This is a genomic window from Rosenbergiella nectarea, from assembly GCF_900111105.1.
GTDB classification, from domain to species: domain Bacteria; phylum Pseudomonadota; class Gammaproteobacteria; order Enterobacterales; family Enterobacteriaceae; genus Rosenbergiella; species Rosenbergiella nectarea.
In genome coordinates, this window is sequence record NZ_FOGC01000009.1 from 117,104 (window position 1) to 143,476 (window position 26,373).

Genomic DNA, 26,373 nt, shown 5'->3' on the forward strand with positions numbered 1-26,373 from the left:
ATATTTGTACTTTTAGACTTCGATCACGAAAAAGGTCATCACTTCAACAAGTGAGTCATGATGCACTCCTTAGGCTGATTTGATGCAGAAAAGAAGTCTCAAAAAACGGGGGCAGAGCATACGCCTTTTTTTATGTTTGAGAAACATATTTTTAACATTATTGCGAGGGGTAAGGGGGATTTATGTGATCTATCCAGCGTAAATTGCCTGAAAAGGCTATTTTTGAATCAAAAAAGCGCTTTCCCGCTCTTAAAAATTGGGGTACATTTTCCCTTGTAGGGTACAGAGGTAAGATGTTCTATCTTTAAGACCTTTTACTTCACGTAATCGGATTAGGCTAGAAATTAGCCGCCCCAGCGAGCTCGTTTATCGCTGGGGCGTTTTTTCGTTTGGGGGAAGGAAAAAAGGATTATTCTTCAGCAGCTTCCTGCTGTTCACTGTATTCGCTAAACCAGTCATCTAACTTCTGGCTTAACTTATCGATTCCCAACTTCTTCAGGGAAGAGAAAAGCTCCACTTGCACATCACCCATAAAAGCTAGGCTTGCTTCACGCACCATCGCGAGTTGCTTTTTACGTGCGCCAGAGGCTAGTTTATCGGCTTTAGTGAGCAGTACTAGTACCGGTATATCGCTCGCGACCGCCCAAGTGACCATTTGTTGGTCGAGCTCCTTCATGGGATGGCGGATATCCATCAATACCACGAGACCTTTTAGGGCTTGGCGGACTTCTAAATATTCACCCAAAGATTTTTGCCATTTACGTTTAACTTCTTCTGGCACCTCGGCATAGCCATAACCGGGTAAATCTACTAAGCGTACACCGTCTGCTACTTCAAATAGGTTAATGAGTTGCGTACGTCCCGGTGTCTTACTGGTGCGTGCAAGACTTTTTTGTTGGGTTAAGGCATTCAACGCACTCGACTTTCCGGCATTAGAGCGGCCAGCAAAGGCGACTTCCGCGCCCGTATCGTCCGGTAGATGACGAACATCTGGGGCACTAGTTACAAAATGAGTGACGTGATAATTCCAGCTCGGCACAGCAAACTCCACATAATTTTAGCAGCATAAACCGCGAGTATACCTGCCTTTTGCCTAGATTTCGCGCATTGTTATCGTATCGTGGCTGACGCCGTGCGTGGCGGAGAGTTTTATTGACCGTCCGGCGAATTGACTTCCAGGCTCAAGTCTCGTGATGTGTGGCCGATATTCGGTAAAAATCAATAAAAACCAATGGATGATTAAAAAGTGAAATTTAGTCCTAATGTCGCCTTGTGTTATGGGTTTCTTGAACTACAGTTAATCCGCTAACGGAGGGCTTTAGGGAACGTTGTTCAGGGATCGGGATGCGAACATCAACGTAACGGATTTACGAAAAAAGGACGAAAGGGCGGTAACCTTAGTGTTACCGCTTTTTTATTGTCCAAGTTTCTGCTAGATTCGCGCCCAGAACCTATCGAAGTAATCCTCCTTGAGACTGACATTATGAAGCAACCTTCCAGACCGACCAAAAGCAAGTCTACGGAACGTCGTAAAACACGTGCCGAACTGAATCTTGAAGGCCGAGAGCGTAAACGCAAAAGCAAGCTTAAAGGCAATGTCGCCGGCAATCGTAGTCACCCTAAAGTGACTCAACAGCAAGGCAACGCCGGACCGAAGAAAAGTGACCCACGTCTTGGAAGTAAAACGCCTGTGCCTTTGGTCGCTGAAGGTAAAGTCGCTGTCGCACCGGTAGCAGCGAACGCTCACGCTGAACCCGAAAAAATGACCCGCCAACAAGAATTACGGATGTTGGAAAACGACCCACGTTTAGATCAACTGCTGGACCGCCTCGAAGCGGGCGATACGCTAAGCGGTGAAGATCAAACCTGGCTCGAAGCGCGTTTAGACCGCATTGAAGAGCTAATGGTCTTGCTGGGTATTGATATTGATGATGACGAGAAAGACGACGAAGCGGAAGAAGATATGTACCGCTTGTTGAAAGGACAGTAATGCTGCGTGGCAGGGCGAGTGATCGCCCTGCCATTCATCAGAAGGATTAATTGATAATGCATTGGCTTGGATCAATTCCTGCCGGATTATTCGCCTGTTATCTCGTCTGGAGTGTTAGTAAACTTTTACGCTTGTCGCACAGGAAGTCTGTGTTGCACCGACGTTTATTTTCTCGCAATGGGCGAGCAAAGCGCGGCGGTAAAGCCAACGTAAGAGGTAAGCATGCTGCTGCAAGACGTCGAATGGGATCAGGCACTGATTGAAAAATATAATTCTTCCTCCCCTCGCTACACCTCTTATCCCACGGCGTTAGAATTTTCTCCTCGCTTTTCTGAAGAGGATTTCCGTGAGGCAGCACAACGCTATCCCACGCGCCCGCTTTCCCTTTATCTTCATATCCCTTTTTGTCATCAGCTTTGTTATTTTTGTGGCTGCAATAAAGTCGTCACCCGCCATTCGGAGAAAGCTGAGCGCTATTTACAGCAGTTAATCAATGAGATCCGCACCCGCGCGACGCTGTTCTCCCTACGTCCGTTGACACAGATCCATTTTGGCGGCGGCACCCCTACCTTTCTCAGCGATGCGCAACTTGCCGAGGTAATGCGTGTGATTACTGAGGTCTTTACGGTTGATAACTCAGCCGAGATCTCCTTGGAGCTGGATCCTCGACAATTCCCGCTCGAACGGTTGGCCGCCCTACGTCGCATCGGGTTTAATCGTTTAAGTATGGGGGTACAAGATTTCGACCCAGTGGTGCAACAGCGAGTCAACCGCGAGCAAGATGAGGCGCAGATTGTCGAACTGATTACGGCCATGAAGAGGCTGGGTTTTACCTCAACCAATATCGATTTAATTTATGGATTGCCCCAGCAGACGGCGGAAAGTTTTGCGCATACTATCGATAGGGTCCTGACGCTGCGCCCTGATCGGATGAGTGTGTTCAATTATGCACATATGCCAGAGCTCTTCGCCGCCCAGCGAAAAATTAAGTCAGACGAACTGCCGAGTGCCGCGCAAAAGTTGCGGATATTACAACAGACAATTATGCAGTTGCAGGCAGGGGGCTATCAATTTATCGGTATGGATCACTTTGCGCTGCCGGAAGACGAGCTGGCTCGCGCGCAACGTGCTGGCAGCTTGCAGCGTAATTTTCAGGGGTATACCACGCAAAGTCAGACCGACTTATTAGGGGTTGGGGTATCGGCAATCAGTATGGTCGGTGACACTTATAGCCAGAATGAGAAAACACTCACCGGCTGGGCGTCACGCTTGGCTGAGAAAGGGAGTGCTATAGTACGCGGCCTCACACTGAGTGCAGAAGATTGTCTACGCCGTGACATCATTACCACCCTGATGTGCCAATTTTCGATTGAGATTAGCCAAGTAGAGGCTAGAATCTCGCAACCTTTCGACGACTATTTTGCCGAAGAACTCCGCCTATTGGCGCCGATGCAGGACGATGGCTTGCTAAGGATCACGCCGGAGCGGATTCAGGTGACGGCAAAAGGGAGGTTGTTAGTCCGACATATTTGTCTATGTTTTGATCAGTACTCGCGTGCCCGCGCCGCCCAGCAGGCGTTTTCACGGGTGATCTAATCGGGCCTAAGCGTGGCTAGACCCGATTAGTGCTACTCCATTCCTAACTCTTTCAATTTACGCGTTAGCGTATTGCGGCCCCAGCCCAGTAGACGTGCGGCTTCTTGTTTATGGCCGCGGGTATGTTGCAGTGCGGTGGTGAGTAGCACCCGCTCCATTTCCGGCTGAGCCTCTGACAGTAAATCCTGTTGCCCAGAACGTAATGCTCTTTCCGCCCATTGGGCAAGTAGTCCAGACCAACTTTCTGGAATCGATGGGCTGGTCGGATTTTCCTGCGGTACGGTGTTATCAAAAAGCTCTGGCGGTAAATCTTGCAATAACACCTCTTGCCCCGCGGCCATCACGGTTAACCAACGACAGGTATTTTCTAATTGTCGAACGTTACCTGGCCACGTCATATGGGTGAGGGCGTTAATGGTGTCCGTGTGCAAGACTTTGGTCTCGACCCCTAACTCACGCGCCGCCGTTTGCAGGAAGTAGTTCGCGAGGCGAGGGATATCCTCGCGGCGTTCACGCAGCGGCGGTAAATGGATACGGATCACATTTAACCGGTGGAATAAGTCTTCACGAAACTTACCTTCCTGAACCCTTAGCTCAAGATTTTGGTGCGTGGCGGCAATAATCCGTACATCGACCTTTACCGGCGCGTAGCCGCCGACGCGATAGAATTGCCCATCCGCCAGAACTCTTAACAGTCGAGTCTGTACGTCTAACGGCATGTCACCAATTTCATCGAGGAAGAGTGTACCGCCGTCCGCTTGTTCAAAGCGGCCTTGGCGCACTTGCCCTGCACCGGTAAATGCCCCTTTCTCGTGGCCGAATAATTCCGATTCGATCAAGTCTTTGGGGATAGCGGCCATATTTAAGGCAATAAAAGGGGCCTTCACGCGCGGACTATGGCGATGTAAGGCATGGGCCACTAACTCTTTACCCGTACCGGATTCACCGTTAATTAAGACACTGATGGACGAGCGTGACAGCCGACCGATGATACGGAAGACGTCCTGCATAGCAGGCGCCTCACCGATAATATCCGTTGTCGGACCATCTTCTTGCTGATGGCGCGGTTGTTGCTGCTCTTGATAATGGCTGATCGCCCGTTCGGTCAGGGCTACTGCCTCATCAATATCGAAAGGTTTAGGGAGGTAATCAAACGCGCCTTGTTGATAAGCGCTAACGGCCGCATCGAGATCGGAATGCGCGGTCATAATGATAACCGGTAGCATAGGATGGCGTTTTTTAATCTGCTTGAGTAACCCCAAACCATCCATGCCAGGCATACGAATATCGGATAACAAAACATCCGGCGTTTTGGTCGCTAACGCATCTAATACGTCGTGACTATTTTCAAAGGCGGTGCAGACCAATCCGGCGCCAGTCAGTGCGCGTTCAAGCACCCAGCGGATGGAACTATCGTCATCGACGATCCAAACTATCCCTTGTTGCATAGAAACCTCACTGACGAATAGGGAGAAAAATTGAAAATTCGGTATGACCTGGCCAACTCTTGAACTCGATCTTGCCAGCGTGTTGATCGATCAAGCTACGTGCAATCGACAGCCCTAACCCGGTGCCATTTTCGCGCCCACTGACCATGGGGTAAAACAGGGTGTCGTGCAGGTGAGTTGGGATCCCCGGCCCGTCATCTTCAATATCGATTTGTGCGGCTAAGCGATAACGCGTGCCATGAAGCGTGAGCTGAAAGGCGGTGCGGGTTCGCAAAGTAATCGTTCCGCCCTCGCGGCCTAACGCCTGTAATGCATTACTCACCATATTAAGTAAAACTTGTTCGATTTGGTCGGGGTCATGCTGCAGCTCAGGAAGACTCGGATCGTAGTCACGAACTAAGGTGACATTATCGGGTAATTCCATCGATACCAGCTTAACCACGCGTTCAGCCACTTGATGGATATTTTGCATAACATGCATACCCGGCTGCTGAGGGCCTAATAAGCGATCAACGAGATTTCGCAGACGGTCAGCCTGTTCGATAATCACGTTGGTGTATTCTTTTAATGCAGGATCGGGCAGGGCTTTGGAGAGCAGTTGAGCCGCCCCCCGTAATCCTCCCAATGGATTTTTGATTTCGTGGGCGAGTCCACGAACCAGATCACGCGCCGCGATTTGCTGGGCATGCTGCAGTTGCTCTTGGCTTAATCGGCGCTGATTATCCATTGGCGCCATCTCAAGGAGGATCTGTTGGTCAGGTAACGGCTGCGCAGTCAGTGCCAGCGTATGCGCTCGACCATCTACCACAAGAGTGACTTCGCTGTCGGTAAAGCCTTGTCCAACACTAAGGCTTTCGTGCATCACTTCAACATTCAGGGAGAAATATCCCGTGAGCTCTGGAAGCGGGGTTCCAAACAGCTTACGTGAACTCTGAGCGAGTAATTGCTGCGCCGCGGGATTGGCATAATGGATCACTAATTTGTGGTCGACAACGAGGACACAGTTGATCAACGAATTTAGGATCTGCACGGCATCTGAGGCGGTATTGCTAAGCATTACATCTCTCCAGAATGGGGTGACCCGCAGGTAAGATACCCGAGAAAAAAGCCCATCCGAGGATGGGCTAAGACTTCACGGCAACACACTACAAACGAAAATTAGACGCTGTAGTAAAGTTCAAATTCAACCGGGTGTGGCGTCATACGAACGCGTTCGTTATCCGCTTTACGTAATTCGATGTAAGCATCGATAGCTTCGTCGGTGAATACGCCGCCACGGGTCAGGAACTCGCGGTCTTCGTTCAGGGCATTCAGCGCTTCTTCGAGTGAACCTGCTACTTTTGGAATCTCTGCATCTTCTTCCGGAGGCAGATCATAGAGGTTTTTATCCATTGCATCACCAGGGTGGATTTTATTGATCACACCGTCTAGGCCTGCCATCAGCAGCGCAGCAAAGGCTAAGTATGGGTTAGCCGCTGGATCGGGGAAGCGCGCTTCGATACGACGAGCTTTAGGACTCGCAACAACCGGAATACGGATTGAAGCAGAACGGTTACGGGCAGAATAAGCCAACATGACCGGCGCTTCATAACCCGGGACCAAACGCTTATAAGAGTTGGTGGTTGGGTTAGTTAAGGCGTTAAGCGCTTTGGCGTGCTTGATGATACCGCCGATGTAATAGAGAGCGATGTCGGACAAACCGCCGTACTTATCGCCCGCAAACAGGTTGTTACCATCTTTTGATAAAGACATGTGGCAGTGCATACCAGAACCGTTATCGCCGAACATTGGTTTTGGCATAAAGGTCGCGGTTTTGCCGTAAATGTGTGCAACGTTGTGAACCACATACTTATAGATCTGGATTTCGTCCGCTTTTTTCACCATGGTGTTAAAGCGAGTTGCCACTTCGTTTTGACCCGCGGTCGCCACTTCGTGGTGATGTGCTTCGACGACTAAGCCCATTTGCTCCATCGTTAAACACATGGCAGAACGGATATCTTGTGCGGAATCGACCGGTGGTACTGGGAAATAGCCGCCTTTTAAACCAGGACGGTGGCCCTTGTTACCGCCTTCGTACTCTTTACCGGTGTTCCAGGCTGCTTCGATATCGTCAATCGCGACATGGGAGCCAGAGGTAGAAGAACCGAAGCGAATGTCATCAAATAAGAAGAATTCTGGTTCTGGTCCAAACAGGACGGTATCAGCGATACCTGAGGTACGTAAGAAGTCTTCAGCGCGTTTGGCGATAGAACGTGGGTCACGATCGTAGCCTTGCAGAGTGCCTGGTTCGAGGATATCACAACGGATGATTAGCGTTGGATCTTCGAAAAACGGGTCAAGCACGGCGGTAGTCATATCCGGCATCAGCACCATGTCTGATTCGTTAATCCCTTTCCAACCCCCGATGGATGAGCCATCGAACATTTTACCTTCTTCAAAGAAGTCTTCATTCACCTGATGTGCAGGGATGGTAACGTGTTGTTCTTTACCTTTACTGTCTGTAAAGCGCAGATCAACAAACTTGACTTCATGTTCGTTCATCAACGAGAGAACGTGTTCAACGGACATATCTACTCTCCTGAAAGCTCTATTATCGTGGGGGGAAATGGGAAGCATTATGCTTACGAGGGCTCAACCCTTTAACCCGAAATCCGGCAAGCGCCTAAAAACGTTTTTTAGCTATCGTTTTCGCTTATTATTCTTAAAGCGAAAAGCGTGCCAACTTTTCTAAAACACCGAAAAGGCCCAGCAGAGGCGAGTGTAGACCTCAATGACTATTGCCGTATTGCAGGGCATTGCACCAATGAAGGGCAATCTCGTCAACTTCGATGATCTATTTTGGTGCATTATGGGTAAAGAGTAGTCATTTTGCACTGAAATTGCACAAAAAAAGTCGGCAAACCTGGGTAATAAAAAAAAACTGCATAAAGTGGCTGTGAATCGTGTGATCATGTTCAGTCTTTCGCCTAATCCGTGTACAATAGCGCGCTATTTCTAATGCCTGAGGCAAAGCTGTGATCGAAAAATTGCGTAATATCGCCATCATCGCGCACGTTGACCATGGAAAAACCACCCTAGTCGACAAACTTTTACAACAGTCCGGTACCTTTGACGAGCGTACTGAAGCGACTGAGCGTGTGATGGACTCCAACGACCTGGAGAAAGAGCGTGGAATTACTATCCTCGCAAAAAACACCGCTATTAAGTGGAATGATTACCGTATCAATATCGTTGATACCCCGGGACACGCCGACTTCGGTGGTGAAGTTGAACGTGTTATGTCTATGGTCGACTCAGTACTGTTAGTCGTTGATGCGATTGACGGTCCTATGCCACAGACCCGTTTCGTAACTAAGAAAGCGTTTGCTCATGGGCTAAAGCCAATTGTTGTCATCAACAAAATTGACCGTCCGGGTGCACGTCCTGATTGGGTTGTTGACCAAGTATTCGATCTGTTCGTCAACTTAGACGCGACAGATGAGCAATTAGATTTCCCAATTATCTACGCTTCTGCAATCCAAGGGATTGCGGGCGACGATCACGCAGACATGGCTGAAGATATGACGCCACTGTACGAAGCGATCGTAAAACACGTACCTGCTCCTAATGTTGACCAAGACGGCGCGCTGCAAATGCAGATTTCGCAACTTGATTACAACAACTACTTAGGTGTAATCGGAATCGGCCGTATCAAGCGCGGTAAAATCAAACCTAACCAACAGGTTACGGTTATCGATAGCGAAGGTAAAACACGTAACGGTAAAGTCGGTAAAGTGCTGGGCCATTTAGGTCTTGAGCGTATCGAGTCTGATTTAGCGGAAGCGGGTGATATCATTGCCATCACTGGTTTAGGCGAACTCAACATTTCTGACACGATTTGTGATACTCAGAAAGTTGAAGCCCTGCCAGCACTGAGCGTTGATGAGCCAACCGTCAGCATGTTCTTCTGTGTTAACACCTCTCCATTCTGTGGTAAAGAAGGTAAGTACGTGACTTCACGTCAAATTCTTGACCGCCTGAAGAAAGAGCTGGTACACAACGTTGCGCTACGCGTTGAAGAAACAGAAGATGCGGATGCTTTCCGTGTTTCAGGACGTGGTGAGCTTCACCTGTCGGTACTGATCGAAAACATGCGTCGTGAAGGCTTCGAGATGGCAGTATCTCGTCCTAAAGTTATCTTCCGTCAGATTGATGGACGTAAACAAGAGCCATTCGAAAACGTTACCCTTGATATCGAAGAACAGCACCAAGGTTCTGTGATGCAAGCGATGGGTGAGCGTAAAGGCGACATGAAAAACATGGATCCAGATGGTAAAGGTCGCGTACGTTTAGACTACGTTATTCCTAGCCGTGGATTGATCGGTTTCCGTAACGAATTCATGACCATGACTTCAGGTACAGGTTTACTGTACTCAACCTTCAGTCACTACGACGATGTGCGTCCAGGTGAAGTTGGCCAACGTCAAAATGGTGTATTGATTTCTAACGGTCAAGGTAAAGCCGTTGCGTTCGCGCTGTACAGCTTGCAAGACCGCGGTAAGTTATTCTTAGGTCACGGTGCGGAAGTGTATGAAGGCCAAATCATTGGTATTCACTCACGTTCTAACGACCTAACGGTTAACTGCTTAACCGGTAAGAAACTGACTAACATGCGTGCGTCAGGTACTGATGAAGCGACGACACTGGTTCCAGCAATCAAGATGAGCCTTGAGCAAGCGCTTGAGTTCATCGATGATGACGAATTAGTTGAAGTGACACCAGTCTCTGTCCGTATCCGTAAGCGTCATTTAACTGAAAATGATCGTAAACGTGCATCGCGTGGTGGTAAAGAGTCTTAATCCTCAGTTTTCTGAGCGTTAAGCCAAACCTGAACCGGACCCTTCTGGTTCAGGTTTTTTTTTGCCTCGCGTCTAGCTTGCCGAATATTGCACGCAAAACCCGAACAATTTTCCAAAACTCGATTGGTAGAATGAGAGGGTCGGCTTTATAGTGTAGATAAGTAAAACTTACGGGAGAGAGGCCATGTTATATATTTTCGATCTGGGAAACGTTATCGTTAATCTCGACTTCACCCGTGCTTTAGGCGTCTGGAGTAATCTAAGCGGTACTCCGCTTGCTCATGTTCAACAACACTTCCAACTCGGGCCACAGGTTGAGCGCCACGAAAGGGGAGAAATATCGGATGAACAATTTGCTGAGGCATTATGTGATGAGTTAGAGGTCAACCTTAGCTACCCGCAATTTGTGAGCGGCTGGCAAGCGATTTTTACGGGGGTGAATCAAGCCGTCTTAGCGCTCATCCAGCAACTGCGCGCAGAGGGGCATCGCGTCGTTCTCCTTTCCAATACCAATCAAATTCATACCGAATTTTTGGCGCAGCAGTACCCTGAACTCCTTGCGGCAGCCGACCAAAGCTATTTCTCTCATCATATTGGGCTACGTAAGCCGGATACGGCAATTTTTCACCATGTGTTGGCTGAAGAGGGTGTTGCCCCTGAGCAAGCGTTTTTTGTTGATGACCTCTTTGAAAATATTGAAGCTGCAGCACAGTTAGGGATCAACACTCACCTTTACCAAGACGTTGAAGGGTTAGACGCGGCAATTCAAGGTACCAGTAATTTTTCGTAGGGAAGCAAACTATTTATGCGGGTTAAACTCAGGACACGATCATTCCTTCGCTGGCTAGGTGTACTTTGGCGACGAATTAACGACGATAACATGACGGTACAGGCGGGAAACCTCACCTTTGTTTCATTATTAGGGTTAGTCCCCTTCGTAACGGTAATTTTCGCTATTTTTTCTGCGTTTCCGGTTTTTAACGATATCAGTGGTGAGATCCGACATTTTATTTTCCGAAACTTTGTCCCCACCACGGGTAATGTGATTGAAGAGTATATCGACCGTTTCGTCGTTAATGTTCATCGTATGACGGTGTTTGGCGCGATTGGACTCATTTTTACGTCGTTACTATTGATGTTCTCCATCGATAGCGCCTTAAACAGTATTTGGCGCAGCTCGCGTAAGCGGCCATTAGTTTTCTCTTTTGCCGTATACTGGATGATCCTCACTCTGGGGCCATTACTCGCCGGGGCAAGTATTGCGCTAAGTTCCTATCTGCTCTCACCGCAGTGGCTTAATATGCCCGGTATTAGCGAGATTATTCAGCTAGTGCTGCGAAGTTTTCCCTTACTCCTGTCGTGCCTGGCCTTCTGGCTACTATTTAGTGTAGTACCCACCTGTAATGTGGCGGGTAAAGACGCACTGATAGGGGCGCTAGTGGCCGGAGTATTATTCGAGATTGGTAAAAAAGTTTTTACGCTGTACGTGACGATGTTTCCCGCTTATCAGCTTATCTACGGCGTACTTGCCGTTATTCCAATGCTCTTCCTTTGGGTCTATTGGACGTGGTGTATCGTGTTGTTAGGAGCAGAGATCACGGTCTCGCTTGAGCACTACCGTAAACTTCGTCGTCAGCGTCAACAAGAAGCGGATATTTCATGATTGCATTAATTCAACGTGTTTCAGCGGCCCAAGTCAGTGTTGAGGGGGGCGTGGTCGGCCAGATCGCGAGCGGCCTTCTGGTTCTCCTCGGTGTCGAGAAAAATGATGATGAGGCGACGGCGCGTAAGTTAGCCGAAAAAGTGGTGAACTATCGGGTCTTTAGCGATGAACTAGGAAAGATGAATCTTAATGTGCAGCAGGCCGTCGGGGAGTTATTGGTCGTTTCACAGTTTACCCTTGCCGCCGATACCCAAAAAGGGATGCGTCCTTCCTTTTCTAAAGGCGCATCGCCCGAGTTGGCGCGTGAGCTGTACCATTTATTTAGCAACTATTGCCAAGAGCTGGGTGTTAAAACAGAAAATGGGCAGTTTGCCGCAGAGATGCAAGTCACCTTAACAAATGATGGGCCAGTGACTTTCTGGCTTCAGTGTTAAGGGGGAGGTAAGCGATGTATCAATTACGGGTTCCCGAAACCGCTAGTGATCTTGCCGATTATTTTCAGTTTCGATGGCAGATGCTACGCAAGCCGTTGAATCAGCCACCGGGTTCAGAGCAGGACGCTTGGGATACCACCGCGCACCATCAAATGCTGGTCGACGACGAGAATAAAGTGGTGGGTGTTGGGCGGCTGTCGATTAGTGGCGATAATGAAGCTTCTATCCGATTCTTGGCGGTATCTCCTGAACTACGCGGTAAGGGGTTGGGTCGATTACTGATCATGACCTTAGAGTCCGTTGCGCGACAAGAAGGGGTTAAGCGAGTGACTTGCAGCGCGCGGGAAGATGCCGTCGAGTTCTTTTCTCAACTGGGTTATGTCAATCAAGGCCGAGCCACTACCTCACAAACCCCCCGGATTCGCCACTTTCTGATGATTAAGCCGATGGCGTCAATGGATGATATTCTGCATCGCGCTGATTGGTGTGAGCAGTTACAGCAGGCTTGGTATCAACATATTCCGTTAAGTGAAAAAATGGGGGTGCGTATCCAGCAATATACGGGTCAGAAGTTTATGACGACTATGCCGGAAACCGGTAACCAAAATCCTCATCATACGCTTTTTGCGGGTAGCCAATTCTCGCTGGCAACCTTGACCGGCTGGGGACTGATTTGGTTACTGCTTAGAGAGCGGAAATTGGGGGGGACCATTGTCTTAGCGGATGCCCATATTCGCTATAGCCAACCCTTACAAGGGCGGCCCACGGCCAGTGCGGATTTGGGATCGCTTAAAGGTGACTTAGACCGCCTTGCTTGTGGCCGTAAAGCGAGAGTGAGTTTAGACGTCATCTTGAGTGATGAGCATCATCAAGGGGCGGTGTTTCAAGGGGTGTACCTGGTATTACCCGCTGAAGCTGAGAAACCCTTGGAAGAGGGCGGCTCAGCCCCTCACTAAAGCGCTAAGTCGGGTGACAAGCAGTGCTTATCACCCTGGTCTTTACTCCACGCCGACCTGCTGACTAAAGGTCGGCGTAGTAAATGCTCCCTGTAAAGAGGACGGTGGGGCGGTGAGTGACGGCAGATTTCCTTTAAGGTGTAGACTAAAGTTGCCTTGCCCGGACAGGGGGCGTGGCCAAAACCACTGTGTGAATGCGGCGTAAGGCACCTTCTCGCCACGCAGTGAGAGGGCAAAAGGGTGTGTCGGTGATTGGGCAATATCTAGGCTACCGACCACAGGACCTTCCTGTACTAATCCCTTAATATTTTGCAAACTCAATCTATTGCTGTTCGCGCTGAGTGTAAACCAGAGCGCCCGAATATCTTGGCGATTAAAGGTTGCGGCCGCGGCATAGTATTCTGCCTCGCCCTTCCAAAGTCCCCACTGGCGCTGTTGCGCAAGTTGTAGCTGAGTCCCCGTGATATGTGCCGCGGTCATCTGGAATGGATAGTCGACGTTAATATCGATCAGCAGACCATTCTCCACACTCAGGTTATTAAGCGTAATCGAATGGATAGCCTGTGGCAGGGGGGTCTGGAGGAACTGACGCCAGTCGGCGGGTAAGGTATAGCGAATATTGCTGAAACTCAGCGTATCTAACTGAATTTCCCCGGTCTTTCTTAGCCACTGCCCTTTGGCGGAGACGGTCCCTTTCGCCCAACCGGCATCAAATTGATCAAGGATAATATTACCCTCTGCAGCGGTTAGTCTGAGGTGTGGTTGCGACCATTGTTCTGTCCCCAAGATGAGGCTGTCCGCGTTTAACGCTAAGTGACCTGCGGATCCTGAGGTATTGGTAAGGTTCTGGCCGTTGGCTGATACATCGTTGGCTACCCAGTCTGGGCCAACGATACTGAGATGGTTGATCGCTAAGTCTTGAATGGTGACTGGCGGTAGCATCGCCGTAGCGAAGAGGTCAGCTAAGCCTTTATCGGTTTGAAAACGGATATTATCGAGTCGCAGCGTAGGGATTTGCCACTCGCCTTCCGCCGACCGTGAAAGTTTGCCTTCAAAAGTCCCACGCTGAACGGCCCCGGATAATGCGGTGATCGTCAACCGCTGAGCGTCTTTATCCCCCTGCGCGACCAACTTATCGAAATGCCGATGGGCAACATGCACGCCTTCTGCTGAAAACCTGAAGGTAAATTTCTTACCTAATAGCGCTTGTTGACTCGGCATCCACGGCGATAACACTCCGTTGATATGTTCCGCAGAAAGGCAGTTGGTTGGATACGGATTTAATAATTTAACCGCCTGAAGCTCTAAGCGATCGGCGCTGATTGGGAGTGTCGCTTCAGGGGTTAAATTACTGAGGATCAGTGTACCTTGTTCGATAGTAAGCTGCGCGAAATGTGCCGGGCTGACCAGCTGGCGAGCAGTGAGTGATAGCGACAGTTTACCGGCAATCAGCAGCGCAGGTTGACCATCTTCGCCAAAGGTGACCTTGTCGATATGAAAGGTTAAGGGATGCGACCAATCATGGGAAAGACGCTCAATCGATAAATGATAAGCTGTCGCATCACTAATCCATCGGCAGGCTGCGGCGATTCCCCAATGACTACGTAAGACGGCATAACCGAGACTCACTAGGACGAGCAGGAGTATTATAAGAGAGAGGAGCAATTTAACGAGTAACTTCATCGGCATTTCCTAATGATGAGCGAACTGTTGGTTATGCCTCAAAATCACTGTCAGCTCAAGGAGCATAAAGACGACTGACTATCTGGATCAATAATCAGTCGGATATTATGACCTATTCCTCGCGAGGCAAAATCAGGTTTAACACGATAGCTGTTACGCCACCGGCAGCGATACCCGAGGAAAAGAGTGTACGAAGCCACTCGGGTGCAAACTGGAGAATTTCTGGGTGTTGCGAAACCCCTAATCCAATCCCCAAAGATAATGCCATGACCATGATTGCGCGGCGATTTAAGGTTTCTCGAGCCACGATACGTACCCCTGAGGCAGCAATGGTCCCAAACATCACTAAGGTTGCTCCACCGAGCACCGGTTCGGGGATATTTTGTACAATATCACTGACGGCAAGAAAAAGCCCTAACAGCATTAACATTATTGCGACAATAAAACCGACATAGCGGCTGGCGACCCCAGTCAGTTGGATCACGCCATTATTTTGGCCGAAACAGGAATTAGGGAAAGTGTTGAACAGCGCCGAAACACAGCTATTTATTCCGTTAGCCAGCACCCCACCCTTGAGACGTTGCATATAAAGAGGGCCTTTTACCGGTTGCTCTGAGACATCCGAGGTGGCAGTAATATCGCCAATGGTTTCAAGCGATGTCACCATGAATACCAGCATCAAGGGGAGTAATAAATTCCAATCGATCTCAAGCCCATAACGTAACGGTTGGGGCCACATCACCAGTGGATGCGTGGTGCTCGGTAGAGCACTCGGTAACACCCCCATCGTCCAGGCAAGGATGTAGCCGATTAGCATGGCAATAAACAGAGCGGCAATTCTTAGGTAAGGATTTTTTTGGCGATTCAATAGGATGATGGTTAATAACACGACCCCCGCCAACAGTAAATTCGTCGGTGAGCCAAAACTATGGTCAGCCATTGCGCTAAAACCTCCTCCTACCGAGGTTAAGCCGACCTGAATCAACGAGAGGCCAATAATCATGACCACAATCCCCGAGACCAGTGGGGTGATGACACGCTGAACATACGGAAGTATTCGCGAAATAATCATTTCGGTACAGGAGGCAAGCATTAGAGTACCGAAGAGAGCGGCCATCATGTGAGAGGTGTCTGCGCCTCCTTGTTTCAAGGCGAGGCCACCCATAATGAGCGGCGAGACAAAGTTAAAGCTGGTCCCTTGTACCGACAGTAGGCCTGAGCCAATAGGACCCCACGTTTTAATCTGCAATAGGGAGGCGATGCCGGAAGCAAAGAGCGACATACTCAGAATATGCCGCGTGTCTTCTGCCGGTAAGTTTAAGCCCTTACAGATCAGGAGTGCTGGCGTAATCACGGCCACGAACATGGCCAGTAAGTGCTGCAAGGCGGCAAATATAGCTTGTGGAAGCGGAGGGCGAGCTTCTAGCGGATAGATTAGCTCACTACGCGGAGCAAGTGGCGGGTTTTCAGTCGGTTCGACACGTTCGGCGGACATAGTTTTTCTCTGGCAGAGTCATAAAAAGGGGCAATTTTAAAGGAGTCGGGTACGATTGCAAACGATTGCTTAGACTTAGGCCACTCTCAATGGCTCAAACGTTACTGAACAGCGTTTTGGCCGGTAGCCATCGTTCAATCAACGCTTTCGACTGTTCGGGGTAGTGCTGGTGGAGATGCTTGGCGATACGCTGTATTTCAGGGATTAAGCTTTGGTCACGGACTAAATCCACGACTTTAAATTCAGCGTTTCCGGTTTGTTTCGTCCCGAGCAGTTCTCCCGGGCCTCGTATTTCTAGGTCATGCTGAGCGATGATAAATCCATCATTGGTATCGCGCAGCACCTGCAAACGCTTTTGCGCAGTTTTACTGAGAGGCGGTTTATACAATAAGACGCAGTGTGAGGCGATAGCGCCACGACCGACTCGTCCGCGCAACTGGTGTAACTGGGCTAAGCCAAGACGTTCGGCATTATCAATTATCATCAAACTTGAATTCGGGACATCTACGCCCACTTCAATGACGGTCGTCGCAATAAGAAGATCCAGTTCATGCCCTTTAAATTGCTGCATAATCTGCTGTTTTTCAGCCGGTTTCATTCTGCCGTGCACTAAACCGATACGCATTGCAGGCAGGGCGGCTTGAAGTTCGATCAATGTGTTCTCAGCCGCTTGCGCTTCGAGCTGCTCTGATTCTTCAATCAAGGTGCATACCCAATAAGCCTGTCGACCTTCGGCACACGCTTTTTCAACGCGGGTAATGATCTCGCTACGCCGAGAGTCTGGAATGGCCACAGTCGTGACAGGGGTACGGCCAGGCGGTAACTCATCAATGGTCGATGTCTCGAGATCGGCATACGCGGTCATCGCTAAGGTGCGGGGTATAGGGGTTGCCGTCATGATGAGTTGATGCGGATGAAAACCTTGTTGCTGACCTTTTTCCCACAGCGCGAGACGTTGGTGAACACCAAAACGGTGCTGCTCATCGATAATGACCAGAGCCAAATGTTGGAATTGAATATGTTCTTGGAAGAGGGCATGAGTCCCTACTACCATTTGCACTTCGCCGCGGGCAATACGCTCTTGCTCGGCAGCGCGCGCTTTCCCTTTCTGTTTTCCGGCTAGCCAGCCGACTTGAATGCCGAGTGGCTCGAACCAAGTACGGAAATTATGCGCGTGCTGTTCGGCAAGTAGCTCGGTGGGGGCCATCATCACCACTTGCTGGTCGGCGGCAATGACTTGTAATGCGGCCAGTGCGGCCACCAAGGTTTTTCCCGATCCTACATCGCCTTGAACGAGACGTAACATCGGATAGGGGTGCGCTAAATCCTGTTCGATCTCCTTGACTACACGCTGCTGTGCGCCGGTCGGCGTAAAGGGGAGCTGGCTTAATAATTGCTCCGATAAACGGTAATCAGGTTTGAAGGATAAGGCTCGATACTGCTGCGCCCCAGCCCGCGCTTGTAACATACTGAGCTGATGTGCCAATAACTCTTCGGTAATCAGTCGTAATTGTGCAGGATGACGGCCCAGCTCAACATCGGCTAACTGCATTTCCGGAGGCGGGCGATGTAATAGCTGCAATGCCTCAGTCAGTGACAATAGGCTGCGACAAAGTTCTTGGGGCAATAATTCCTGAATAGGATTATGTTGCAGCAATACCAATGCTTGATCCGTTAAATTACGCAGCGTGGCTTGACGAATTCCATCGGTAGCGGGGTAAACCGGGGTCAAGGTCTCTTGCAGGGTGATGGACTGTTGCTCATCCTGCTGACGATATTCAGGGTGAATAATTTCTGGGCCGCGCTGTCCGCGTCGGATCTCGCCCCATGCAATGATTCTCTTACCCGTCGCCAAGCCATTTTTCATCCCCGCATTGAAGTTGAAAAAGCGTAGCGTAAGGGTCCCTGTTCCATCGCTGATTTGGCAAACTAGCATGCGTCGACGGCCAAAGGTGATCTCGCTGTGTAACACCTCTCCGCAGACGGTGGTATGTGAACCGGCTTGTAAGTCATTGATAGCGGTAAGGTGCGTACGGTCTTCGTAGCGTAATGGCAGATGTAACAGTAAATCTTGTAGCGTATGGAGGCCGATTTTCGCTAATTTAGCGGATTGGCTGGCACCGACACCGGTCAGTGTAGTGAGCGGGATGGCATCAAGCAGGCGACCTTTCATCGTTTTCTCGTGGCCTGCATACTGTCCCACCATGCCTGATCGGCATGAATGTTGCCTTCATGATCAATTCGTGGATAGGGTAAGCCTTTGTGTTTGGCCACCCGAGCAAGGGTAGGGTAGCCGCCTTCAAACAGGAGTCGTTGCTGCTCTTGTGGGTCAATATCGCTATAGTCACGCTGGTATAAGCCTGCAACCTGACGTTGACGTTGGGCTTCGTACAAGATTAAGGCCGCCGCCACGGAGACATTCAGCGATTGTACCATTCCGAGCATTGGGATCACGATATGGTGGTCTGCCAACGCTAGCGCTTGGTCACTGATACCGGTCTTTTCTTGCCCCACAATAATACAGGTTGGTTTGGTGTAATCAATCTCTCGAAAATCAACCGCTTTGTCGCTTAAGTTGGTCGCGAGCACCTGCATAGTTTGCGCCGTAACTTCAGACACGGCCTGTTCAATGCTGTCATGCGTATGAACATTGACCCAGTTATTGCTGCCTGCCGAGGATGAGACAGCGGTTCGCATCTTTTCTTCTGGCCATACGGCATGGATATCATGGATACCGATCGCATCGGCCGTACGAATAATCGCCGAAATATTATGCGGCTTATGGACTTGTTCAAGACACAGGGTCAGGTCAGGCTGGCGTCTCGCCAGCATTTCCTGAATTCGAGCAAGTCGTTGGGAATTCATAAGCTTAGTTACGATTTCGTTGGACTTTAATGACATCGGACATCACACGTAGTTTACGCATGATATTGGCTAGATGGACGCGATCATGAACGGTAAGCCGTAAATAAGCGGTGTAAACCCGGCCATCGCGCTCTTCGGTGTTCAGGCTCTGAATATTGGAGCGCTCCTGATTGATCGCTGCCGTTAAGTTGGCTAATACCCCTTGATGATTAAACATATCGACTTTTAATTCGGCGATAAAGTCTTGTTCAGTATGGGTATCCCACTCGACTGGCATAAATTTCTCGGCCTCTTTGCTGAAGCCGCGGATATTACGACAGGATTCATGATGCACCACTAACCCTTTACCGGGGCTAATATGTGCCAAGATCGGGTCACCAGGAATCGGGCGACAACATTTTGCAAAGGTAATCAATACCCCTTCAGCACCTTTGATTGGGAGCTTGTGGCGTTTCGAGTGACTACCGGTTGCCGTGTCATGCGATTCAGGTTGTGGAAGAAGGTTCTTCGCCACGACGACACTCATCGCGTTACCTAGGCCGATTTCAGCCAGTAGGTCGTCGAAGCTGGCGAGCTTCATGCGTTCAAGCTCGTGCTGAATGCTCTCTTGTGGCACTTCAGCCAGTTTTTTACTGCCGCCCAGCGCATGGCTGAGTAAGCGTCGACCCAGTAAAACCGAATCTTCACGTTTAAGATTCTTCAGTAGCTGACGAATTTTGGCGCGCGCTTTGGAGCTGACGACAAAATTCAACCAGGCCGCGTTGGGCCGTGCCCCAGGCGCGGTAATGATTTCGATAGTTTGTCCACTGGTCAGCGGTTGTGACAGAGGATAGGGTTGACGATCAACTCTCGCACCGACACAAGCATGGCCAATATCGGTATGCACCGCGTAGGCGAAATCGACCGGTGTCGCTTCGGCTGGCAGTTCGACGATACGGCCTTCTGGGGTGAAGACATAGATCTCATCAGGGAACAGGTCAGACTTCACGCTCTCGATGAACTCAAAGGAGTTACCTGAGCTTTGTTGTAGCTCAATTAAGCTCTGTAACCAGCGTTGGGCACGCAGCTGAGCGGTTGTGACACTTTCGCCTTGCTGTTTGTAGGCCCAGTGTGCAGCGACCCCCATCTCGGCCATCTGATCCATATCTTCAGTACGGATTTGCACTTCGACGGGAACACCGTGCGGACCGATCATTGAGGTATGCAACGATTGATAGCCGTTGGCCTTAGGAATGGCAATATAGTCTTTCATACGGCCTGGGCGAGGCTTGAATAAGCTATGCATTTGGCCTAAGACGCGGTAACAAGTATCAATATCTTTGACGATGACCCGAAAGGCGTAAATATCCATGATGGAGTGGAAGCGCTGTTCTTTCAGGTGCATTTTACGATAGATAGAGTAAAGATGCTTTTCGCGACCGCTGACTCGGCAAGGGATGCCGGCTTCTTGCAAACGGCCGTCGATTTCACTCAAGATGCGTTGGATCATCTCTTTACGGTTGCCGCGGGCGGCCTTAACCACTTCTTTGATCACACGGTAACGGTTAGGATACAAGGCCTCGAAGCCGAGTTCCTCTAATTCCGTTTTAAGATGGTGGATACCGAGACGATGGGCAAGCGGACTGTAGATTTCAAGCGTTTCAAGCGCGATACGACGACGTTTATCGGTACGCAACGAGCCGAGCGTACGCATATTATGCGTACGGTCAGCCAGTTTAATTAAGATCACGCGGATGTCTTGCACCATCGCCATGATCATTTTGCGAAAGTTTTCTGCTTGCGCTTCTTTCTTATCCCGGAATTTAAGTTTATCCAGTTTAGAAACGCCCTCTACCAACTCTGCGACGCTTTCACCAAATAGCTGCTCGATTTCTTGATACGTGACGGCGGTGTCTTCAATGACGTCATGCAGCAAAGCGGCCATGAGCGTTTCATGATCCAGCTTCATCCCTGCCAAAATACAGGCAACGGCTACTGGGTGGGTGATATAGGGCTCACCACTCGAACGAGTTTGTCCTTCGTGAGCATCACGCGCGACGAGATAAGCCTGCTTGAGACGTAAAATTTGATCTGCAGGCAGGTACTTTTCAATCAGTTGGTTAAGGCTTTCAAACAGATACAAGGGCTACCTTCACTATAAGAATTAACGACGGCCTTCAGCGATAGCATTGACAGCTTGCAGTTCTGCAGCTTCTTGCTCGTGCTGGTCTTGGCGCTCACGCACATCAAGAATACTGTTGGTGATTAAACCTTCCTCGATTTCGCGCAGGGCGATCACGGTTTGTTTATCATTTTCTTCAGGAACCAGTGCATCTTTGCCGCCGGTTTGTAATTGACGTGCGCGGCGTGCAGCAACTAACACTAAGTCAAAACGGTTGCCAACTTGTTCTACTGCATCTTGTACGGTTACGCGTGCCATATAGGTATTACTCCACTGATCGGGTATAGATAAGGCATGATACTGAAGCGAATTCAGTCTGCCAATAATTTGCTAATAAGCGCACTGTGTCGAGATTTTTGACGGTGCATCCGTAAACGTTCAGCGCGGATGATGGTCTTTAAGTCAGACAGTGCGAGATCGAAATCGTCGTTGACGATCAGATAATCGTATTCGGCGTAGTGGCTCATTTCATCAACCGCTTTCGCCATTCTAGACGCGATGACGTCACCGTCATCTTGACCTCGCCCACGTAATCGACGATCGAGCTCATCTTGTGAGGGAGGGAGAATGAAAATACTCCGCGCGCCTGGCATTTGTTGACGAACTTGCTGAGCACCCTGCCAATCAATATCCAAGAAAACATCCACACCGGTAGCCAGCACTTGTTCGATGGCATGACGGGAGGTGCCGTAATAGTTTCCAAACACTTGCGCATGTTCAAAAAAAGCGTTCTCAGCGATCATCGCGGTAAACTCTTCCTTCGTCACAAAGTGGTAGTGCTCACCGTGTACTTCTCCTGGACGGATATTTCGCGTGGTGTGTGAGACAGAAACCTGAGTGTCGTATAACGGCTGAGTTTTCAGCAGCGCTTGGATCAAACTCGATTTACCCGCACCACTGGGAGCGGAAACAATAAATAACGTACCTTGGGCCATAGTTTTCTTGGATTAGATAAAGAGCGGGGACAATATCCGAGCCATTATACACAGCCTTTGCGAATGAAGCAGTCTTTTGTCTAAAAAAGCAGAGAAAAAGGAAGCAATTTTAGACAATTAAGCGTTCTATTCTGTGTGTTAGGAAATGAGAGGGATACCGCGACTGCAACCATCTTGTGATATGGAGGCCGAGTAGCAAGGGAAGAAAATGGCATTGATAAATAAAATTTAGCTAAATACAGAATAAACACTACGCAGAAATCCGTTGAGATAAACCGTATTAACGGTATGAATATAAAGGAGTTATATCAACAAGGATGAGATAATAATGCGTAGAATTAATCGTGCAGTCATGGTTTTAATCGGGAGCAATCTGATCGCCAATGCTTATGCCAGTGATCAGTACCGCGCTTCATGGGAAGATATCTCGGTGGATCTTGGCGTAGGAATGCTTTCCACAACCACTAAAGAACGTGTTTACGATCCGACTAACGGCCATAAAAACAGTCAATTGAATTGGCGTGTGCGTAATGCGGCAACGTTAAATGGTGCGATAGAGTGGCGAGTGTTACCAGAACTCTCTTTAGGGGTTGCAGGATGGAGCACTCTTGCGAAGCGTAGTGGCGTGATGAATGACTACGATTGGGAAGACGAAAACCAAAAAAGTTGGACGTCAAAGAGCCATCATCCTTCGACTCGATTAAACCGTGCCAACCAGTTCGACATTAGCTTAAAATATTGGCTGCTCTCAAATGAGGATGCTCGCGTAGGAATTGTGAGTGGCTACCAACAGACGCGCTATCGTTTCAGTGCTAATGGGGGACAATATAATTATAATAACGGTCAACTCGTCGGTGAGTTGCCAAATAGTATTCTCAGTATCTCCTACCGCCAAACCTTTAAAACACCTTATATCGGTCTACTAGCCTCCTACCGTTATCAACAATGGGAAGTGGGGGGCGACGTTAAATACAGTGCTTGGGGACGGGCTTCTGATGTTGATGAGCATTATCTTACCGATACCACCTTTAAGTCGTCTGTTACTACGCAGAAGTTTGCAGCCTTATCACTCAATGGTGGTTATTATGTCACTGACAATGCCAAGGTCTATCTAGAAGGAACTTGGGGCCGTACCTTTAATCAGAAAGGGTCTAGCCGTTACCATGATCGTGAAGAAGGCGTCTCGGAGTCGGCAAAAAACAGTGCGGGAATTGAAGCTACGTCACTGATGGCCAGCGTAGGTCTCCGCTATAGCTTTTAAGCGACTTGTGGAATGATTACCCGGTGGCTGTGAGTTTCGATGACCTATATCAACTCAGGCTGTCGGGTATGTTATATTATGATCCAGGGCCTCGGCATACTTAATTGGTGGCCGAGGCCTGTTCATTTCGCTTAATTTTTACTCATTCATCCAGGGGTTGCTATGATCAAAAAAATCGGTGTATTGACCAGCGGGGGAGATGCTCCCGGCATGAATGCGGCTATTCGCGGCGTGGTGCGAGCGGGTCTTGCGGAAGGTTTAGAATTATTTGGCATTTACGACGGCTACCTCGGTTTGTATGAAGATAGGATGTTGAGCTTAGACCGTTATAGTGTCTCAGACGTGATTAACCGTGGTGGGACTTTTTTGGGTTCTGCACGTTTTCCAGAGTTTAAGGAAGAAAGTGTTCGCCAAATCGCTATTGAGAATATGCGCAAGCGTGGCCTAGATGCCCTCGTCGTGATTGGCGGAGACGGCTCTTACATGGGAGCAAAGCGTCTAACTGAAATGGGATTCCCCTGTATTGGTTTACCCGGCACTATCGATAATGATGTGGCTGGTACGGATTACACTATCGGTTATCAAACCGCCCTCGAAACGGTTGTTGAGGCGATTGACCGTTTGCGTGATACCTCATCTTCCCATCAACGTATCTCGATTGTTGAAGTAATGGGACGCCATTGTGGTGACCTAACGCTGTCGGCGGCGATTGCTGGAGGATGTGAGTATGTCGTGCTGCCAGAAATTCCTTATACCCGTGAAGAGTTAGTGGCTGAAATCCGCGCAGGTCTGAAAAAAGGCAAGAAACATGCGATAGTCGCGATCACTGAACTGCTTTGCGACTGTGCTGAACTTGCCAAGTACATTGAGAAAGAGACGGGAAGAGAGACGCGTGCTACGGTACTTGGTCATATCCAACGCGGCGGAGCACCTTGCGCGTTTGACCGTATTCTTGCATCAAGAATGGGCGCTTATGCGGTAGATTTGTTGCTGCAAGGATTTGGCGGGCGTTGCGTTGGGGTACAAAATGACCGGATGGTTCATCATGATATTATTGATGCTATCGAGAACATGCGTAGGCCTTTCCGAGGCGATTTGATGGCGACAGCTAAACGGCTTTATTAATGATTCTAGCTATATGCATTTGAGATATAAAAATATACTTTTTATTCTTTAAACTCTGCAACATCTCATGTCACTCTACGCGTAATAAACGATAAGGGGTGACTATGAAAAAGTGGCAACTCGGAGTAGGACTACTGATGGTCTCTGCCAGCGTGCTGGCGAAAGACTTTCAGTTATTAAATGTTTCTTACGACCCAACCAGAGAGTTTTATGAGCAGTATAATAAAGCTTTCTCGGCTTACTATAAGCAGCAAACCGGTGACAACGTGGTCGTTCGTCAGTCACACGGTGGATCGGGTAAACAAGCCACTTCGGTAATCAATGGTATCCGTGCCGATGTTGTCACCCTTGCTTTACAATCTGATGTCGATGCGATCGCTCAGCGGGGTCGTATTGATCAGCAGTGGCAAAAAAGACTCCCGGATAATTCAGCACCTTATACCTCAACCATCGTTTTCCTGGTCCGTAAAGGAAATCCAAAAGGGATCCACGACTGGAGTGATCTGATTAAGCCAGGCGTGAATGTTATTACCCCTAATCCTAAGACCTCTGGCGGAGCACGCTGGAATTATCTTGCAGCATGGGGTTATGCTCTAGATAGCCATCATGGTGATGCTAAGCAAGCCGAAGCTTTTGTGAAAGCATTGTATAAAAATGTTCAGGTCCAGGACTCCGGTGCGCGAGGCGCAACGAATACCTTTGTTGAACGCGGTATCGGTGATGTCCTGATTGCATGGGAAAATGAGGCCTATTTAGCGGTGAACAAACTGAAAAAAGATCAGTTTGAAATTATCACCCCGAAAGAATCTATCCTCGCAGAACCGACGGTTTCCCTAGTGGATAAAGTCGTCGATGAGAAAGGCACCCGTCCGGTAGCGGAAGCTTATCTGAAGTACCTCTACTCTCCACAAGGACAACAAATCATCGCGCAGAACTATTATCGCCCTCAAGACAAAGCGGTCGAGAAGCAATATTCAACGGTCTTCAAGCCTCTTCATCTGTTTACGGTTGATGAGAAATTCGGTGGATGGACGAATGCGCAAAAAAACCATTTCAGTGATGGCGGAACCTACGATCAAATTATGAAGCCGCAATAGTCGCTGACTTTTCGCCGAGAAGTCGTACACTGGGACTACGGTTCTCGGCGGAATGATTAACATGAATTGGGTAGTTATCAAAAGGCTCTGCCTAGTCAGTATTATCGGTATTATGGTTTATGGCACGTGGCGCGGGTACGCGCTTCATCGCAACAGTGATGCATTGTGGAAGATAGTCAGCCGTCAGTGTGTTCCTCATCAGCAGCAACAACACTCGCCTGCCCCTTGCCAACAGGTCGATCTATCTCAAGCCTATGCTCTGCTGAAAGACAAAATAGGCGTTGCCCAGTATTTGTTGATTCCGACCGATAAGGTTTCGGGTATTGAGAGTGATAAGTTATTAGCCGCTACTACGCCCAATTATTTCTCTTTAGCGTGGTCGCTGATGCCTCAGGTAAGCCAGCGCTTGGAAAAGCCTATACCGAATACCTTACTTTCTCTGGCGATTAATTCGAAATGGGGGAGATCGCAAAATCAGCTGCATATTCATATGTCCTGCCTACGGGGTGATGTTCGCCAGCGTTTAGCGGAAAAGCAGCAGACGTTAACCGATCAGTGGCAACCGCTGTTATTACTGAACCATTCCTATTGGGTACGCACACTATCGCTTGAGCAACTTAACTCTCGTTCTTTATTTCAGCGTGTATTTACTGAATTACCCGATATCGACCCGAGCAGTGGTAGAGAAGGGATAGCCGTCACAATGCTTGCTGATGGACGGTTGGTGATATTGGTCTTACGCACGAATTGGATGAAGGGAATACTGGGTTCAGCAGAAGAGTTACAAGACCATCAATGTCACGCAGTATGAAATAAGTATCGCAGC

At 49.1% G+C, this 26,373-nt stretch carries 22 protein-coding genes and 1 pseudogene; 12 read left to right on the plus strand and 11 right to left on the minus strand.

The window, feature by feature from the left end; genetic code table 11:
- The first annotated feature begins 293 nt into the window (after nt 1–293).
- Nucleotides 294–341, plus strand: a pseudogene (locus tag BMX14_RS17250) (hypothetical protein).
- 68 nt (nt 342–409) lie between these two features.
- Here BMX14_RS17250 and yihA read toward each other — a convergent pair.
- The gene (gene yihA, locus BMX14_RS11725) at nt 410–1,039 is read right to left on the minus strand and encodes a ribosome biogenesis GTP-binding protein YihA/YsxC (protein WP_092677017.1); all 630 of its coding nucleotides are present in this window, start codon (nt 1,037–1,039) and stop codon (nt 410–412) included.
- Between the two features lie 444 nt (nt 1,040–1,483).
- Between yihA and yihI the strand changes: the two genes are divergently transcribed.
- Together yihI and hemN are read left to right on the plus strand one after the other, a co-directional pair.
- On the plus strand, nt 1,484–1,990 hold the full coding sequence (gene yihI / locus BMX14_RS11730) for a Der GTPase-activating protein YihI (protein WP_092677018.1): 507 nt from the start codon (nt 1,484–1,486) through the stop codon (nt 1,988–1,990).
- A 222-nt stretch (nt 1,991–2,212) separates the two neighbouring features.
- The gene (gene hemN / locus BMX14_RS11735; protein WP_092677020.1) at nt 2,213–3,586 is read left to right on the plus strand and encodes an oxygen-independent coproporphyrinogen III oxidase; all 1,374 of its coding nucleotides are present in this window, start codon (nt 2,213–2,215) and stop codon (nt 3,584–3,586) included.
- 32 nt (nt 3,587–3,618) lie between these two features.
- Here hemN and glnG read toward each other — a convergent pair whose 3' ends face one another.
- The 3 genes from glnG to glnA form a co-directional block, all read right to left on the minus strand.
- Nucleotides 3,619–5,034: a nitrogen regulation protein NR(I) gene (gene glnG / locus BMX14_RS11740; RefSeq protein WP_092677022.1), complete on the minus strand. Its 1,416-nt coding sequence runs from the start codon at nt 5,032–5,034 to the stop codon at nt 3,619–3,621.
- Between the two features lie 7 nt (nt 5,035–5,041).
- Nucleotides 5,042–6,091, minus strand: coding sequence for a nitrogen regulation protein NR(II) (gene glnL / locus BMX14_RS11745; RefSeq protein WP_092677025.1), 1,050 nt, complete (start codon nt 6,089–6,091; stop codon nt 5,042–5,044).
- A gap of 101 nt (nt 6,092–6,192) precedes the next feature.
- Nucleotides 6,193–7,602, minus strand: coding sequence for a glutamate--ammonia ligase (gene glnA / locus BMX14_RS11750; protein ID WP_092677027.1), 1,410 nt, complete (start codon nt 7,600–7,602; stop codon nt 6,193–6,195).
- Between the two features lie 446 nt (nt 7,603–8,048).
- Between glnA and typA the strand changes: the two genes are divergently transcribed.
- The 5 genes from typA (at nt 8,049) to fabY (ending at nt 12,925) form a co-directional block, all read left to right on the plus strand.
- The gene (gene typA / locus BMX14_RS11760) at nt 8,049–9,872 is read left to right on the plus strand and encodes a ribosome-dependent GTPase TypA (RefSeq protein ID WP_092677029.1); all 1,824 of its coding nucleotides are present in this window, start codon (nt 8,049–8,051) and stop codon (nt 9,870–9,872) included.
- A 184-nt stretch (nt 9,873–10,056) separates the two neighbouring features.
- Nucleotides 10,057–10,662, plus strand: a complete 606-nt coding sequence (locus BMX14_RS11765) for an HAD-IA family hydrolase (protein WP_092677031.1) — start codon at nt 10,057–10,059, stop codon at nt 10,660–10,662.
- Nucleotides 10,663–10,677: 15 nt separating this feature from the next.
- Nucleotides 10,678–11,535, plus strand: coding sequence for a virulence factor BrkB family protein (locus BMX14_RS11770; RefSeq protein ID WP_092677033.1), 858 nt, complete (start codon nt 10,678–10,680; stop codon nt 11,533–11,535).
- The gene (gene dtd, locus BMX14_RS11775; protein ID WP_092677034.1) at nt 11,532–11,969 is read left to right on the plus strand and encodes a D-aminoacyl-tRNA deacylase; all 438 of its coding nucleotides are present in this window, start codon (nt 11,532–11,534) and stop codon (nt 11,967–11,969) included. Before BMX14_RS11770 ends, dtd begins: the two co-directional genes overlap by 4 nt.
- Nucleotides 11,970–11,983: 14 nt before the next feature.
- A complete protein-coding gene (fabY, locus tag BMX14_RS11780) occupies nt 11,984–12,925 on the plus strand; it encodes a fatty acid biosynthesis protein FabY (RefSeq protein WP_092677036.1) in 942 nt (313 codons plus the stop codon).
- Nucleotides 12,926–12,967: 42 nt separating this feature from the next.
- Here fabY and BMX14_RS11785 read toward each other — a convergent pair whose 3' ends face one another.
- From BMX14_RS11785 to gmk, 7 genes are all read right to left on the minus strand, one after another.
- Entirely contained in the window at nt 12,968–14,608 is a 1,641-nt protein-coding gene (locus BMX14_RS11785; protein WP_092677038.1) for an AsmA family protein, read from the minus strand.
- A 112-nt stretch (nt 14,609–14,720) separates the two neighbouring features.
- Nucleotides 14,721–16,103, minus strand: coding sequence for a uracil-xanthine permease family protein (locus tag BMX14_RS11790; RefSeq protein WP_092677040.1), 1,383 nt, complete (start codon nt 16,101–16,103; stop codon nt 14,721–14,723).
- A 94-nt stretch (nt 16,104–16,197) separates the two neighbouring features.
- A complete protein-coding gene (gene recG, locus BMX14_RS11795) occupies nt 16,198–18,276 on the minus strand; it encodes an ATP-dependent DNA helicase RecG (RefSeq protein WP_092677042.1) in 2,079 nt (692 codons plus the stop codon).
- Nucleotides 18,273–18,968, minus strand: a complete 696-nt coding sequence (gene trmH / locus BMX14_RS11800) for a tRNA (guanosine(18)-2'-O)-methyltransferase TrmH (protein WP_092677111.1) — start codon at nt 18,966–18,968, stop codon at nt 18,273–18,275. Before trmH ends, recG begins: the two co-directional genes overlap by 4 nt.
- A gap of 4 nt (nt 18,969–18,972) precedes the next feature.
- Nucleotides 18,973–21,090 carry a bifunctional GTP diphosphokinase/guanosine-3',5'-bis pyrophosphate 3'-pyrophosphohydrolase gene (spoT, locus tag BMX14_RS11805; protein WP_092677044.1) on the minus strand — a complete coding sequence of 706 codons (2,118 nt, stop codon included), beginning with the start codon at nt 21,088–21,090 and terminating at the stop codon, nt 18,973–18,975.
- A gap of 21 nt (nt 21,091–21,111) precedes the next feature.
- Nucleotides 21,112–21,387 carry a DNA-directed RNA polymerase subunit omega gene (gene rpoZ, locus BMX14_RS11810; protein ID WP_048913035.1) on the minus strand — a complete coding sequence of 92 codons (276 nt, stop codon included), beginning with the start codon at nt 21,385–21,387 and terminating at the stop codon, nt 21,112–21,114.
- A gap of 53 nt (nt 21,388–21,440) precedes the next feature.
- Nucleotides 21,441–22,064, minus strand: coding sequence for a guanylate kinase (gmk, locus tag BMX14_RS11815; protein ID WP_048913034.1), 624 nt, complete (start codon nt 22,062–22,064; stop codon nt 21,441–21,443).
- Nucleotides 22,065–22,392: 328 nt separating this feature from the next.
- Between gmk and BMX14_RS11820 the strand changes: the two genes are divergently transcribed.
- From BMX14_RS11820 to BMX14_RS11835, 4 genes are all read left to right on the plus strand, one after another.
- Nucleotides 22,393–23,325 (plus strand): omptin family outer membrane protease, encoded by a 933-nt coding sequence (locus BMX14_RS11820; protein WP_092677046.1) that lies wholly within the window; start codon nt 22,393–22,395, stop codon nt 23,323–23,325.
- Between the two features lie 162 nt (nt 23,326–23,487).
- Nucleotides 23,488–24,450 (plus strand): 6-phosphofructokinase, encoded by a 963-nt coding sequence (pfkA, locus tag BMX14_RS11825; RefSeq protein WP_092677048.1) that lies wholly within the window; start codon nt 23,488–23,490, stop codon nt 24,448–24,450.
- Nucleotides 24,451–24,554: 104 nt separating this feature from the next.
- A complete protein-coding gene (locus tag BMX14_RS11830) occupies nt 24,555–25,547 on the plus strand; it encodes a sulfate ABC transporter substrate-binding protein (protein WP_092677050.1) in 993 nt (330 codons plus the stop codon).
- 61 nt (nt 25,548–25,608) lie between these two features.
- Complete coding sequence (locus BMX14_RS11835) at nt 25,609–26,358, plus strand: CDP-diacylglycerol diphosphatase (protein WP_177173143.1); 750 nt, start codon at nt 25,609–25,611, stop codon at nt 26,356–26,358.
- Nucleotides 26,359–26,373: the final 15 nt, after the last annotated feature.

Excerpts from the sequence above, each read along its gene's own strand:
- yihI (WP_092677018.1), top strand. The coding sequence starts at position 1,484 with ATGAAGCAACCTTCCAGACCGACCAAAAGCAAGTCTACGGAACGTCGT.
- hemN (WP_092677020.1), top strand. The coding sequence starts at position 2,213 with ATGCTGCTGCAAGACGTCGAATGGGATCAGGCACTGATTGAAAAATAT.
- glnG (WP_092677022.1), bottom strand. The coding sequence starts at position 5,034 with ATGCAACAAGGGATAGTTTGGATCGTCGATGACGATAGTTCCATCCGC.
- glnL (WP_092677025.1), bottom strand. The coding sequence starts at position 6,091 with ATGCTTAGCAATACCGCCTCAGATGCCGTGCAGATCCTAAATTCGTTG.
- glnA (WP_092677027.1), bottom strand. The coding sequence starts at position 7,602 with ATGTCCGTTGAACACGTTCTCTCGTTGATGAACGAACATGAAGTCAAG.
- BMX14_RS11765 (WP_092677031.1), top strand. The coding sequence starts at position 10,057 with ATGTTATATATTTTCGATCTGGGAAACGTTATCGTTAATCTCGACTTC.
- BMX14_RS11770 (WP_092677033.1), top strand. The coding sequence starts at position 10,678 with ATGCGGGTTAAACTCAGGACACGATCATTCCTTCGCTGGCTAGGTGTA.
- dtd (WP_092677034.1), top strand. The coding sequence starts at position 11,532 with ATGATTGCATTAATTCAACGTGTTTCAGCGGCCCAAGTCAGTGTTGAG.
- fabY (WP_092677036.1), top strand. The coding sequence starts at position 11,984 with ATGTATCAATTACGGGTTCCCGAAACCGCTAGTGATCTTGCCGATTAT.
- BMX14_RS11785 (WP_092677038.1), bottom strand. The coding sequence starts at position 14,608 with ATGAAGTTACTCGTTAAATTGCTCCTCTCTCTTATAATACTCCTGCTC.
- BMX14_RS11790 (WP_092677040.1), bottom strand. The coding sequence starts at position 16,103 with ATGTCCGCCGAACGTGTCGAACCGACTGAAAACCCGCCACTTGCTCCG.
- recG (WP_092677042.1), bottom strand. The coding sequence starts at position 18,276 with ATGAAAGGTCGCCTGCTTGATGCCATCCCGCTCACTACACTGACCGGT.
- trmH (WP_092677111.1), bottom strand. The coding sequence starts at position 18,968 with ATGAATTCCCAACGACTTGCTCGAATTCAGGAAATGCTGGCGAGACGC.
- rpoZ (WP_048913035.1), bottom strand. The coding sequence starts at position 21,387 with ATGGCACGCGTAACCGTACAAGATGCAGTAGAACAAGTTGGCAACCGT.
- gmk (WP_048913034.1), bottom strand. The coding sequence starts at position 22,064 with ATGGCCCAAGGTACGTTATTTATTGTTTCCGCTCCCAGTGGTGCGGGT.
- BMX14_RS11820 (WP_092677046.1), top strand. The coding sequence starts at position 22,393 with ATGCGTAGAATTAATCGTGCAGTCATGGTTTTAATCGGGAGCAATCTG.
- pfkA (WP_092677048.1), top strand. The coding sequence starts at position 23,488 with ATGATCAAAAAAATCGGTGTATTGACCAGCGGGGGAGATGCTCCCGGC.
- BMX14_RS11830 (WP_092677050.1), top strand. The coding sequence starts at position 24,555 with ATGAAAAAGTGGCAACTCGGAGTAGGACTACTGATGGTCTCTGCCAGC.
- BMX14_RS11835 (WP_177173143.1), top strand. The coding sequence starts at position 25,609 with ATGAATTGGGTAGTTATCAAAAGGCTCTGCCTAGTCAGTATTATCGGT.